The sequence below is a fragment of the Pseudomonas schmalbachii genome, from assembly GCF_017589465.1.
In the GTDB taxonomy this organism is placed as follows: Bacteria; Pseudomonadota; Gammaproteobacteria; order Pseudomonadales; family Pseudomonadaceae; genus Pseudomonas; species Pseudomonas schmalbachii.
Genome location: NZ_JAELYA010000011.1, coordinates 37,110 through 50,258 on the forward strand (window position 1 = coordinate 37,110; position 13,149 = coordinate 50,258).

Genomic DNA, 13,149 nt, shown 5'->3' on the forward strand with positions numbered 1-13,149 from the left:
CGTGGTCCTGTGGGCAAAGGTCACCCATGACCCCGCCAAGGACGGGGCCTGGTACTGCGATTCAAAGGGTTTGAGGGTGACGGTCAGCCGCGCGGGCTGCTTCGCTGCGGATTCTTCTCCGCGACCTTCGGCACATCGGTGCCATCCACCGCCTGCCGCTGGCGGGCGAGGGCGGCGAGGGTTTCCGGGCTGGCCATGGCGACGCCCTGGGCATCCACCTGGGTGCCGGGGCGCACCCGCTGCAGGCCGTTGACCACGATACGGTCGCCCTTGGCCAGACCGCTGCGGACGATGCGCAGGCCTTCCAGCTTCGGCCCGAGTTCGATGCCGCGGTAGTCGACCTTGCTGTCGGCACCGACCACCAGCACGAATTTCTTGCCGAGGTCGGTGCCCACCGCTTCGTCCTTGATCAGCGCGGCCGGGTAGGCCTTGCTGCCGACCAGCTTGAGGCGCGCATAGAGACCGGGGGTGAAGTCGCCACGGGTGTTGTCGAACACCGCGCGGCCACGGATGGTGCCGGTCTTCGGGTTGACCTGGTTGTCCAGGAAGTCCAGGCGACCTTCGTGGGGGAAGCCATCCTCGCCGGTCAGACCGAGATACACCGGGCTGCTGCCGCGAGCATCCGGACCGCCGTGGCGGGCCAGGTCGACGTACTTCAGGTAGACGCGCTCGTCGGCGTCGAAGTAGGCGTAGACCTTGTCGGTGGAAACCAGCGTGGTGAGCAGGGTCTGCCCGCTGTTGACCAGGTTGCCGGCGGTGACCTCGGCGCGGCTGACGCGGCCATCGATGGGCGCGGTGACCTGGGTGAAGCTGAGGTTGAGGCGGGCGTTGTCGAGTTCGGCCTGGGTCGCCGCGACCACCGCGCGAGCCTCGGCGGCGGCGCTGCTGCGGGCATCGGCCAGTTCGGCGGAGATCGCATTGGTGGCACGCAGGCGCTCGCCACGGGCGGACTCGTTGGCGGTGCGCTGCTGGTTGGCGCGGGCCTGAGCAAGCTGCGCTTCCAGACGCTTGACCTCGGCCTGGAACGGGCGCGGGTCGATCTGGAACAGCAGGTCGCCTTTCTTCACGATGGTGCCTTCGCGGAAGGTCACCTTGTCGATGTAGCCGGACACGCGCGGACGCAGATCGACGGACTCCGGAGCCTCCAGGCGGCCGGTGAACTCGTCCCATTCGTTGATCGGTTGCTCGATGACTTCGGCCACGCTGACCTTCGGCGCCGGGGCCGACTGCGCGGCATCCTCGCTCTTGCCACAGGCACTGAGCACCAGCGCCGCGGCAAGGGCGAGGGGAATACGCAGGATGTTGGTTGCACGCTCCATGGGAAGACTCCGCCAGTTTCTGGTTTTAATGGGCGGAGTCTGCAGGTCGACGTCCGAATGGACTAATCGAACGGGCAGATTTTGATTATCACGTGGAGTGATAAAGGTTCTTGCGGCATGCGCATGAATCGTTGCCTTCGTAGGTTGGCGCTGAGCGCAGCGAAGCCCAACGAAATGGTGCAACGCCCACCTGATGTTGGGCTTCGCAAGCTCAGCGCCAACCTACGGTGCTTGTCCATCCTTGGGCGTATGGGAATGGTGGATCGGTGAAGCGTGATCCACCCTACGCGGCGGGCGATCGCCGTGTCGGCCGGACGCCATGTCGTCAAGGAAATCCGGGTAGGGCGGGTGCAACCCGCCAGGAACGGCGCCGCTCAGAGGCTATCCGGATCGCCCACGAACATGCTGATCCGCGAGCGCAGCCAGCGTTCGGCCGGGTCGTTGTCCTGGGCGCCGCGCCAGACCATGGAGAGTTCCGCTGGGCGGGTCGGGAAGGGCGGTTCGTCGGCGCGCAGGCCGCCGGCGGCGGTGAGGGCGAGGGCCACGTATTCCGGCACGGTGGCGATGATGTCGGTGCCGGCGAGCAATGAGGCGAGACCGTTGAACTGCGGCACGGCCAGCACTACCTGGCGCTTGCGGCCCATATCGGCGAGGGTCTGGTCGACCATGCCGTCAAGGTCGCCGGCGTAGGACACCAGCGCGTGCGGGCGGGCGCAGTAGTCGTCGAGGCTCAGCGCGCCGGGAATCGAGTCGGCGCGCAGGATCTTCCAGATGCTGCGGCGCAGGGTCTTGCGCTTGGAGTTGGCCGGCAGCTCGTCGGTGTAGCTGACGCCCACCGAGATTTCCCCGGAGTTGAGCAGGTTGGGCATCAATAGATAGTTGGCCCGGCGCACCACCAGCACGATGCCCGGCGCCTCCGAGCGCAGGCGGCGCAGCAGCGGCGGCAGCAGGCCGAACTCGACGTCGTCGGACAGGCCGATGCGGAACACCGCCTTGCTGGTCGCCGGATCGAAATCGGCGGCGCGGCTCATTGCGGTGGAGATCGAGTCCAGCGCGGGAGAGAGGTGGCCGAAGATTTCCTGGGCCCGCGCGGTGGGCTCCATGCTGCGCCCGGTGCGGACGAACAGCGGGTCGTCGAACAGGTTGCGCAGGCGCGCCAGGGCGGCGCTGATCGCCGGCTGGCCGAGGAACAGCTTCTCGGCCGCGCGCGTCACGCTGCGCTCGTGCATCAGCGTCTCGAAGACAATCAACAGGTTGAGGTCAACCTTGCGGAGGTCGTTGCGATTCATGAAGGCTCCCCGGCGATGGGTGAAAAGTGAAGCGCACGGGGGTGAACGTCAAGTTCTGTCAGAACTGTTCCTATGATTTTGTAGGAGAATGTTTGGGTGTTGCGGCAGCTTTTCCGAGCAGCCGCATCATCGCCATTTATGTCGACTATCAACGGCGGCAGGTGGCGTGGCTGGCAAAGCCCGGATAGAGTCCGTGGCTATAAGGCAATAAAAGGCGAGGTATTCGATGTCCCGCATGATCCGTTTCCACCAGTTCGGCGACGCCTCGGTGCTCAGGCTCGAGGAAGTGCCGACCCCGCAACCGGGGCCGGGCGAAGTGCTGGTGCGCGTGCAGGCGCTGGGCGTGCTCTGGCGCGACGTGCTCTGGCGGCAGAACCTCGCCCCCGATCAGGCCACGCTGCCTGCCGGCCTGGGCTACGAACTGTCCGGCATCGTCGAAGCGGTTGGCGACGGCATCACCGATCTGCAGCCCGGCGTGCCCGTGGCCAGCTTCCCGGCGGACTCGCCGAACCGCTATCCGGCCTGGGGCGACATGGTGCTGATGCCGCGCACCGCGCTGACCCGCTATCCGTCCGTGCTCAGCCCCAACGAGGCGGCGGTGCATTACACCGGCCTGCTGTGCGCCTGGTTCGCCCTGGTCGAGCTGGCCAAGATCAAGCCCGGCCAGCGCGTGCTGATCACCGAGGCCGGACACTGCCTGGCGCCACAGTCGGTGCAACTGGCCAAGGCCCTCGGCGCGCAAGTGATCGCCACCACCAGCGAGGCCGAAAGCCGCGACTTCATCCGCAGCCTCGGCGCGGACAAGGTGATCTACACCGAGGAACAGGACCTGGTGCTGGAAGTCGAGCGCTTCACCCAGGGGCAGGGCGTCGAGGTATCCCTCGACCAGTGTGCCGGCCCGCAGATGAAACTCCTCGGCGACGTCGCCGCGCCGCGCGGCAAGCTGGTCCTGTACGGCGTGAACGGCGGCAACGACACAGCCTTCCCGGCCTGCGCGGCGTTCAAGAAGCACCTGCAGTTCTATCGCCACTGCGTGATGGACTTTACCGGCCAGCCCGAGCTTGGCCTGGTCCGCGACGAGGAGGCGGTGCAGAAGGCGCTGCACGGGATCAACCAACTGACTGCCGACCATCTGCTGAAGCCGAATATCGACAAGGTTTTCGACTTCGCGGACTTCGTCGAGGCCAACCGTTATATGGAGACCTGTCCTGGCGGTGGGCGGGTGGTGATGAAGGTTTCTGATTGATCAGTTTCTTCCCCTCACCCCAGCCCTCTCCCGGAGGGAGAGGGCTGGGGTGAGGGGAAATGGGCCACGCCGATACCTCACCCCGGTCCGTAGGGTGGAAAACCGCGAAGCGTTTTCCACCGAAACGAAAGGTGGACAAGCTTCGCGTTGTCCACCCTACGGTTGTTCCTCACCCCCGCCCCGATGCCTTGCCCCTCAGAACAACCCCATCTGCCCATCCACCAGTGACGTGAAATCGCCGCCCACGAACGGCAGGATGGCGTCCGCCACCGGCTTCAGTTGCCGGCTGATGTAGTGCTCGTAGTCGATCGGCGAGCGCCGGGTTTCCAGCGGTTCCGGGCCGGCGACGGTGATCACGTAGCTGATCCAGCCGCCGTTCTGGTACTGCCGTGGGCGCCCCAGGCTGTCGTTGTAGTGGTCGGCGGTGCGCGCCGCGCGGACGTGGGGCGGGACGTTGCGCTGGTAGTCGTCGAGCGGGCGGCGCAGGCGTTTGCGGTAGATCAGCAGGTCGTCCAGTTCGCCCGTCTGGGTCCGGCGCACGTAGTCGCGCACATAGTCCTGGTACGGCTGGCGGTTGAAGATGCGCAGATAGAGTTCCTGCTGGAACTCGCGGGCCAGCGGCGACCAGTCGGTGCGCACGGTTTCCAGGCCCTTGAAGATCATTTCCTCGCTGCCATCGGCACGCTGCACCAGCCCGGCGTAGCGCTTCTTGCTGCCTTCCTCGGCGCCGCGCACGGTGGGCATCAGGAAGCGCCGGTAATGCGTCTCGAACTGCAGTTCCAGCGCGCTTTCCAGGCCGAATTCGCGCTTGAGGTGATCGCGCCACCACTGGTTGACGTTCTGCACCAGCGCGCGGCCGATGCGCGCCGCATCGTCCTCGGCATGGGCCTGTTGAAGCCAGACGAAGGTGGAGTCGGTGTCGCCATAGATCACCGTGTAGCCCTCGGCTTCGATCAGTTCCCGCGTGCGGCGCATGATCTCGTGGCCGCGCAGGGTGATGGAGGAGGCCAGGCGCGTGTCGAAGAAGCGGCAGCCGCTGGAGCCGAGCACGCCGTAGAAGGCGTTCATGATGATCTTCAGCGCCTGCGACAGCGCCTTGTTGTGCTCGCGCTTGGCCGCCTCGCGGCCCTGCCAGACGCGCTCGACGATGCTCGGCAGGCAGTGTTGCGTACGCGAGAAGCGTGCCCCGCGGAAGCCGGCCACCGATTCGCTGTCGTCCGGATGGCGCAGGCCTTCGATCAGGCCCACCGGGTCGATCAGGAAGGTGCGGATGATCGACGGGTACAGGCTCTTGTAGTCGAGCACCAGCACCGATTCGTACAGGCCCGGGCGTGAATCCATGACGAAGCCGCCGGGGCTGGCCTGGGGCTGCTTGTCGCCGAGGTTCGGTGCGACGAAGCCGAGGCGGTGCATCAGCGGCATGTACAGGTGTTCGAACGCCGCTACCGAACCGCCGCTGCGGTCGGCGGCCAGCCCGGTGACGGTGGCGCGTTCCAGCAGGAAGGTGAGCAGTTCGGTCTTCTCGAAGATGCGCGTGACCAGCTCGCAGTCCTTGAGGTTGTAGCGGGCGAGGGCGGGCTTGTCCTCGGCGAACATGCGGTCGATCTCGTCCATGCGCTGGTACGGGTTGTCGATCGACTTGCCCTCGCCGAGCAGGGTCTGCGCGACGTTTTCCAGGCTGAACGAGGGGAAGGTCCAGGTCGCCGAGCGCAGCGCTTCGATGCCGTCGATGATCAGCCGCCCGGCCGCCGCGGCGAAGTAGTGGTTGTGGCTGCGGTGCTCGCGCCAACCCATCGCGTCGCCGCCGCGACCGAGCAGCAGCGGCACTTTCAGGCGCTGGGCGTGCTCATGGAGGACGCGCAGATCGAACTGCACCAGGTTCCAGCCGATGATGGCGTCCGGGTCGTGGCGGGCCAGCCAGTGGTTGAGGCGCTCCAGCAGCTCCGCGCGGGTTTCGCAGTATTCCAGCTGGAAGTCCACCGCGCCGGCGTCGCCGTTGGCCGGGCCGAGCATGTAGACCTGGCGCTGGCCGCAGCCTTCCAGGGCGATGGAGTAGAGATCGCCGCGCATGTTGGTCTCGATGTCGAGGGAGACCAGCCGCAGGCGCGGGCGGTAGTCCGGCGCGGGTTTCATCTGCGCATCGAGCAGCGTGCCGCTGGCGTCCGGCGTGCCGCCGAACCACGCCGGGGCGTTGATGAAGCGCTCCATCAGGTAGCGCTCCGGCGGGCGGATATCGCCTTCGTACACGTCGACACCGGCGCCGCGCAGCGTCTTTTCCAGCTTCATCAACTGGCGATGCTGCTTGCAGTACAGGCCGAGCACGGGGCGGTGATGGAAGTCGCGCAGCTCCAGCGGGCGCAGTTCGACGTCGCGTTCGCCCTGCAGCAGCGCTTCGGCCCGCCTGCGCTGCTCCGCCGGGATGAACGCCACCGAGGTCTGGCTGGGCAGGCGGACGTGCCGGGGGCCGTCGTCGGTCGCCAGCCAGAAGGCCACTTCCGTGCCTTCCGGCGTGTCGCGCCAGTGCCGGGTGAGCACGAAGCCCTGCTGCAGATCCACCTGAACGACCTCTCCAATCCATTCCAGACGGCCATTCTACCGTCCTCGCGCGGTTTGACGCCGGCAGTGCTTTTCACCAAGCTAGCCGGTCCCGAACTCTCCAGGATTCATGGCGTGACTGTCCGATTCCCCCATTGGCGCCGGCTCTTGCTCTGCACCCTCCCGCTCGCTGCGGTACTGGCAGGATGCGATGGCGATAAAACCGAGACCACCGAACCCGCCAAGGTCGCCACCTACAGCAAGGCCGAATGGAGCGACCTGCCGGCCACCAGCGACGCCGATGTGCTCGGCGGCTTCAACGCCTGGCGTTCCGCCTGCGCCCGGCTGGTCAGGGACCCGGTCTGGGCCGCGCCCTGCGGCAACGCCGCCGAGGTGCCGGAGGAGGCCGGCGCGGTACGCCACTTCCTCGAAACCAACCTGCAGGTGTACGGCCTGAACTCGGCCAGCAATGGCGCGAAGGGGCTGATCACCGGTTACTACGAGCCGGTCTACCCCGGCAGCCTGGAACCCACCGAGCGCACGCCGGTGCCGGTCTACGGCGTGCCCGAGGACCTGATCGTCGTCGCGCTGGACAGCGTCTACCCCGAGCTCAAGGGCAAGCGCCTGCGCGGCCGCCTGGAAGGCAATGTGCTGAAGCCCTACGACGACGCCGACACCATCCGCCGCGAAGGCGTGAAGGCGCCGGTGCTGGCCTGGCTGCACGATCCGATGGACCTGCAGTTCCTGCAGATCCAGGGCTCCGGGCGCATCCAGCTGGAAGACGGCCGACAACTGCGCGTCGGCTATTCCGACCAGAACGGCCACCCGTACCGGCCGGTCGGCCGCTGGCTGGTGGAGCAGGGCCAGATGGCCAAGGAAGAGGTGAACATGGGGCGCATCCGCGACTGGGCCAGCGCCAACCCGCAGCGGGTGTCGGAACTGCTGGCGAGCAACCCCAGCTACGTGTTCTTCAGCCCGCGCCCGGACAGCAACGAAGGCCCGCGCGGTTCGCTCAACGTGCCGCTGACCGCCGGCTACAGCGTGGCCATCGACCGCAAGGTGATCCCCCTCGGCAGCATGCTCTGGCTGTCCACCACACGCCCGGACGGCAGCCCGGTGATCCGCCCGGTGGCCGCCCAGGACACCGGCGGCGCGATCACCGGCGAAGTACGCGCCGACCTGTTCTGCGGCACCGGCGCCGAGGCCGGCGAGCTGGCCGGCAACATGAAGCAGGAAGGGCAGATCTGGCTGCTGTGGCCGAAGGGAGCGGCGCTGCCCACCGTCCAGTAACGGGCAACTTGACCGCAGGTGCCGCCAGCGAAATCCGGCGGTCAAGTCATGGTAAGACGGGCCGGATAAGATCGGACCACGTCCGTTCCAACCGACAAAGGCCGACAGGCGGGCCTTTGCATCGACAACCATGCAATCAGGGAGGTGGCCCGATGGCCCTCGCAATATTCGACCTGGACGACACCCTCATCGACGGCGACTGCGCCAGCCTGTGGAACGACCGCATGGTGGCGCTGGGCTGGGTGGACGGCGAGTCATTCATTCGCAAGGACCGCGAACTCATGGCGCTCTACGCCGAAGGCAAGCTGGCGATGGAGGACTACATGGCCTTCAGTCTGTCGCCGCTGGTGGGGCGCAGCACCGAAGAGGTGGACTATGTCGTCGGACCCTTCGTCGAGGACATCATCGAACCGCTGATCCACTCCGACGCCACCCGCTGCCTGTCCCGCCACCGCGAGGCCGGCGACCGCCTGTTGATCATCTCCGCCTCGGCGCACTTCCTGGTCAGCAGCATCGGCGGACGCCTCGGCGTGGAAGAAGTCCTGGCCATCGACCTGGACGAGCGGCAGGGCGCGTACAGCGGCCTTACCCGTGGCGTGCTGACCTACCGTGAAGGCAAGGTATTGCGCCTCAACGCCTGGCTGAAGGAGCAGGGCGAGAGCCTGGCCGGAGCGCACTTCTATTCCGACTCGCGCAACGACCTGCCGCTGCTGTCGATAGTGGAGAACCCCAGGGTGGTAAACCCCGACCCGGCCCTGCGCGCCCATGCCGAAGAGGCTGGCTGGCCGATCCTGAACTGGCGATGAGGCCAGCCTGTCGATTGGCGCTCGCCGACGGCAGGTTGCCCCTCATCTCGACGCCCGTGGAGCGGCGGCGGTAATATCCGGGGCCGTTTTCACCGACGCCGCTCCCCCTCTGGGCCGTGCCGGTCCGAGCCCTGCCGCCCTGTGCGGAGGAGGGCTCGCCTTCGTTCACTCCTTTCGACGAGACCGCCCCATGAGTGCTTCTTCCCGCTTCGCCCCCATGCCTGACGCCAACGGCTACTTCGGCCCCTACGGCGGCCAACTGGTGCCCCCGGAGCTCAAGCAGGCGATGGACGATATCGAGGCCGCCTACGAGGAAATCCGCCAGCGTGCCGATTTCCAGGAGGAGCTGGCTTCGCTGTTCGCCGACTACGTCGGCCGTCCCAGCCCGATCTTCCATGCCAAGCGACTGTCCGCCCAGCTAGGCGGCGCGCAGATCCACCTCAAGCGCGAAGACCTCAATCACACCGGCGCGCACAAGATCAACCACTGCCTGGGCGAGGCGCTGCTGGCCAAGTTCATGGGCAAGTCCAAGGTGATCGCCGAGACCGGCGCCGGCCAGCATGGCGTGGCGCTGGCCACCGCCTGTGCGCTGGTGGGCATTCCCTGCGAGATCCACATGGGTCAGGTGGACATCGAGAAGGAACACCCGAACGTCATCAAGATGCGCATTCTCGGCTGCAAGCTGGTATCGGTCACCCGCGGCGCCGCGACCCTCAAGGAAGCGGTGGACAGCGCCTTCGAGGAATACCTGAAGGACCCGCAGAACTTCATCTACGCCATCGGCTCGGTGGTCGGCCCGCATCCGTTCCCGAAGATGGTCCGCGACTTCCAGTCGATCATCGGCAACGAAGCCCGCGAGCAGTTCCTCGCCCGCCATGGCCGCCTGCCGGATCACGTCACCGCCTGCGTCGGCGGCGGTTCCAACGCCATCGGCATGTTCACCGCGTTCCTCGATGACGAAGGCGTCAACCTGGTCGGCGTCGAACCGGCTGGCGAGGGCCTGGAGATTCCCGGCCGCCATTCCGCCACCCTGACCAAGGGCAAGCCCGGCGAAATCCACGGCATGGCCTGCTACGTGCTGGAAGACGAACAGGGCAACCCCTCGGCGGTGCATTCCATCGCCTCCGGTCTCGACTACCCGGGCACCGGTCCGCAGCACTGCTACCTGAAGGACATCGGCCGCGTCGAATACGCCACCGTCACCGACCAGGAATGCCTCGACGCCTACATGACCCTGTCGCGCGTGGAAGGCATCATCCCCGCCCTGGAGAGCGCCCACGCCGTGGCCTGGGCCATCCGCACCGCGCCGACCCTGAGCCCGGACCAGCACATCCTGGTCAACCTCTCCGGCCGTGGCGACAAGGATGCGGATTACGTCGCCAACCTGCTCGGCCTCTAACTAAGTACTACCCGCGCTGCTCTCCCATCGGGACGGCGGCGCGCCTCCATCATTGCCCGGCATGACCACTATCGATCCCGATAAATGGTCAGTTGCGGCACCGCTCGCTAGAGTCGCGCTCAAAGTCATGTCCGCCCTCCGGCGCGACCTTGAGTGGAGTGTTCGATGAAGTCCCTTTCCGAAACCGCCTTTTCCATGCTCGACCTGGTGCCGATCCGCGATATCGGCAGCGCCGCCGAAGCCCTGAGCAATGCCGTGGAGACCGCACGGCATGTCGAGCGCCTCGGCTTCACCCGCTACTGGCTGGCCGAGCACCACAACATGGAAGGTATCGCCAGCTCGGCGACCGCACTGCTGATCGGCCATATCGCCGGCAAGACCGAGCGCATCCGCGTCGGCTCCGGCGGCATCATGCTGCCCAACCATCCGCCGCTGGTGATTGCCGAAAACTTCGGCACGCTGGAAACCCTCTACCCGGGCCGCATCGACCTCGGCCTCGGCCGCGCCCCCGGCGCCGACCAGGCGACCATGCACGCCCTGCGCCGCGACCGTCTGATGGGCGCAGGCGAGGATTTCCCGGAACAGGTCGCCGAACTGGAAATGCTCCTCGGCCCGCGCCGCCCGCAACAGTCGATAGTGGCGGTGCCAGGGGAGGGCACCAACGTGCCGATCTGGCTGCTTGGCTCCAGCCTGTTCAGCGCCCGGCTGGCAGCGGAAAAGGGCCTGCCCTATGCCTTCGCTTCGCACTTCGCCCCGCGCTACCTGCACGACGCCCTGCGCATCTACCGGCAGAACTTCCGCCCCTCGGCGGTACTCGACAAGCCCTACGCCATGATCGGCGTCCCCCTGATCGCCGCCCCCAGCGACGAAGAAGCCGACTACCTCGCCACCACCGCCTTCCAGCGCACCCTGGCGCTGATCCGTGGCCAGGACCTGAAGTTGCGCCCACCGGTGGAAAGCATGGTCGGCCGCTGGCTACCCCACGAGCAGGAAGCCGTCGGCAACTTCTTCGGCCTCGCGGTAATCGGCGGCCCGGAAAAAGTCCGCGCCCGCCTGGAAATCCTGCTGGAGCAGACCGGGGTGGACGAGCTGATCTTCACCAGCGATATCTACGACCAGGAGCTGAGGTTGCGGTCGCTGGAGATCGTCGCAGGGCTTCGCTGAGACGCCGGCGCGTTGGGCGTTGTAGGTTGGGCTGAGCCCGCGAAGCCCAACATCCTGGTGCCAGCTCGCATGATTGTTGGGCTTCACTGCGTTCAGCGCCAACCTACGCGGTTTTTCGTAGGATGGGTTGAGCGAAGCGATACCCATGCTGGGTGCCGGAGATCGATGGGTATCGCTCTGCTCAACCCATCCTACGGGGCCCCAGGCGGGAGAGGCTCCGTTGGCGCTGAACGCAGTGAAGCCCAACGATCCCGAGCATGTCACTGACCGGCAAGCTGCCCGGTCATCTCGCTAATCACGATACTGACGATAGCCCGCAACAACCTCATCTCCCCGGCAAGCGCCGGGCGAATGTCGGGGTGGGCCTCTGCCAGTACAGCATTTTCCTGTTCGGCTTCCAGCAGCAGCGCCTGTGCCTGATCGCGAACCGCCGCAGCCAGCTTCGCAATGGTGGTCCTGGCCGTTGCCGGCTTGATCCCCATGCTTTCGCCGGCCGCCGTCAACTCCTGCATTCCGATCTGCTGCAGGCGCTGAACGCCAAGGATCGGCCAGGCCATGCTTGCCAGGGCAGGCCATCTGTCCTGGCCGAACGCGCGGGTGCCGTAGACCGCAGTGCAGAGCAGGTCGTAGAAGGGTGCGAGCATCACGCTGCGACCCTTCATCAGGAAGCTGAGGTTCTTCAGGTGGGCGTCTTCGTTGCCGACCAGTACGTTGAATACCAGCCACTGGAACAGCGACAACCGCGCCTTTGCCGAGGGGAGGCAATGGGTGGCGATTTCGGCCAGCCGTTCGATGCTCCCCTCGACGTACTTGTAGGTCCGGTCCAGCCCCAGCAACTGGCAGGCGTCGATGCAATGCAGGCGTTCCCAGCCGTCCGCGCCGTGGCGGCGATCGAAGCGCTCGATCAGGTACACCGGCTGCGGAACGTAGCGCCGGGACACCGTCGGCACCGAGAGTCCGACCCGCTTGGCCAGGGTCATGACGAACCACTCGTTGATCACCGAGTGCGCCCATGCCTCGTCCGGGTGGTCGGGTTTTAGGATGTGGGTCGAGGGGGCGCTGCCGACGGGTTCCAGCAGTCTTCCGCCTTCATGGACTATCGCCACCTTGTGCTGGGCGCCGGCCAGCGACATGCGTTTCGCCGAACGCTCCGCAAGGGGTATCCGGGGCATTTCGCGGATGCGTTGGGACAGCACCTCGTCGGGCAGCGGCTGCAGGGTGCCAGCCGTAGGCGTCTGCCCTGGCGGAAGGAGGGTGAGCGAACCGGCGGACTCCGCCCCCAGGTGCTCCAGCAGCCCGAAAGCATCCGCCTCGGACACGTGGGCCGCCCTGGCGATGAGCATCCGCTGTCCTTCTTCAGGCAGCAGGTTGTCGAAATACCATTGCACAGGACGTTCGCTGGCGCCGTCGACATGTACTTGCGCCTGTAGGGGCAGTCCGGGGCAAAGAGGATAGGCATCTGGGTTGGTCAGCCATTCCTGGCCGTAGCCGAAGGTCCAGAGGCCGTTCTGTTCGCCGAGCACACCGACCTGGGTATGGTTGATCCAGACGTTCAGTTCCCGCGCCATTTACTCGGCCTCGCGCGAAGACGATGTCTTGCCGCGGGCTGCCTTGCCTTGCAGGCTCGCCTCGACCCGCGCCGAGAACTCGTCGGGCACCTCGACGGACAGGCTGAGTCCCAGTTCCTTCATCACCTGGAAGAGCTTGCCCCACTGGACGGTCTCGCCGCCGCGCTCGACCTTGCCGAGAAAGTTTTCGCTCACGCCGATGCTGCCGGCCGCATCGTCCTGGCGCATGTCCATGGCCTTGCGACTGGCGCGGATGACCTTGCCGAGTTGGTCCGGGGAGTCGATGACGAACTTCATGATCAGAATCCTCAAGATCGTAAGGAATGTTCCAGAGCGGGGGGCGTGGAATACAAAATCCTTTCGGTTGTGAGGATTATTGGTGGGGTAGCAGGGGTAACTACAAGAATCCTCGCGGTCTTAAGGATTTTAGCGATTGAGGCTCCATTCGCAAGAAAATACGCAAGATCGTGAGGATTCGTTGCTTCGCGTAGGTTGGGCTGAGCTTGCGAAGCCCAACGGTGCAGTGGTTCGGC

General features: G+C 66.1%; 10 protein-coding genes. 5 read left to right on the forward strand and 5 right to left on the reverse strand.

The genetic code is table 11. The annotated features are described in order from the left end of the window. Positions 1-83: 83 nt before the first annotated feature. Together mexE and JFY56_RS22715 are read right to left on the reverse strand one after the other, a co-directional pair. Positions 84-1,319, reverse strand: a complete 1,236-nt coding sequence (gene mexE, locus JFY56_RS22710; RefSeq protein WP_208316485.1) for a multidrug efflux RND transporter periplasmic adaptor subunit MexE — start codon at positions 1,317-1,319, stop codon at positions 84-86. 374 nt (positions 1,320-1,693) lie between these two features. Then, on the reverse strand, positions 1,694-2,608 hold the full coding sequence (locus tag JFY56_RS22715) for a LysR family transcriptional regulator (RefSeq protein WP_236033037.1): 915 nt from the start codon (positions 2,606-2,608) through the stop codon (positions 1,694-1,696). Positions 2,609-2,834: 226 nt separating this feature from the next. Between JFY56_RS22715 and JFY56_RS22720 the strand changes: the two genes are divergently transcribed. Beyond that, the gene (locus tag JFY56_RS22720; protein ID WP_208316487.1) at positions 2,835-3,854 is read left to right on the forward strand and encodes a zinc-dependent alcohol dehydrogenase family protein; all 1,020 of its coding nucleotides are present in this window, start codon (positions 2,835-2,837) and stop codon (positions 3,852-3,854) included. Between the two features lie 195 nt (positions 3,855-4,049). On the opposite strand, the gene JFY56_RS22725 is transcribed toward JFY56_RS22720, so the two are convergent. After that, positions 4,050-6,410 (reverse strand): DNA polymerase II, encoded by a 2,361-nt coding sequence (locus JFY56_RS22725; protein ID WP_208316489.1) that lies wholly within the window; start codon positions 6,408-6,410, stop codon positions 4,050-4,052. Positions 6,411-6,524: 114 nt separating this feature from the next. Between JFY56_RS22725 and mltA the strand changes: the two genes are divergently transcribed. The 4 genes from mltA (at position 6,525) to JFY56_RS22745 (ending at position 11,048) form a co-directional block, all read left to right on the forward strand. Next, entirely contained in the window at positions 6,525-7,679 is a 1,155-nt protein-coding gene (gene mltA, locus JFY56_RS22730; RefSeq protein ID WP_208316491.1) for a murein transglycosylase A, read from the forward strand. 152 nt (positions 7,680-7,831) lie between these two features. Next, positions 7,832-8,485, forward strand: a complete 654-nt coding sequence (locus JFY56_RS22735) for an HAD family hydrolase (protein WP_208316493.1) — start codon at positions 7,832-7,834, stop codon at positions 8,483-8,485. Between the two features lie 190 nt (positions 8,486-8,675). Further along, complete coding sequence (gene trpB / locus JFY56_RS22740; protein WP_208316494.1) at positions 8,676-9,884, forward strand: tryptophan synthase subunit beta; 1,209 nt, start codon at positions 8,676-8,678, stop codon at positions 9,882-9,884. Positions 9,885-10,049: 165 nt separating this feature from the next. Continuing rightward, a complete protein-coding gene (locus JFY56_RS22745) occupies positions 10,050-11,048 on the forward strand; it encodes an LLM class flavin-dependent oxidoreductase (RefSeq protein ID WP_208316496.1) in 999 nt (332 codons plus the stop codon). 260 nt (positions 11,049-11,308) lie between these two features. On the opposite strand, the gene JFY56_RS22750 is transcribed toward JFY56_RS22745, so the two are convergent. Continuing rightward, a complete protein-coding gene (locus JFY56_RS22750) occupies positions 11,309-12,616 on the reverse strand; it encodes a HipA domain-containing protein (protein WP_208316498.1) in 1,308 nt (435 codons plus the stop codon). Beyond that, positions 12,617-12,913, reverse strand: a complete 297-nt coding sequence (locus JFY56_RS22755) for a helix-turn-helix domain-containing protein (RefSeq protein WP_208316500.1) — start codon at positions 12,911-12,913, stop codon at positions 12,617-12,619. Between the last annotated feature and the right edge of the window lie 236 nt (positions 12,914-13,149).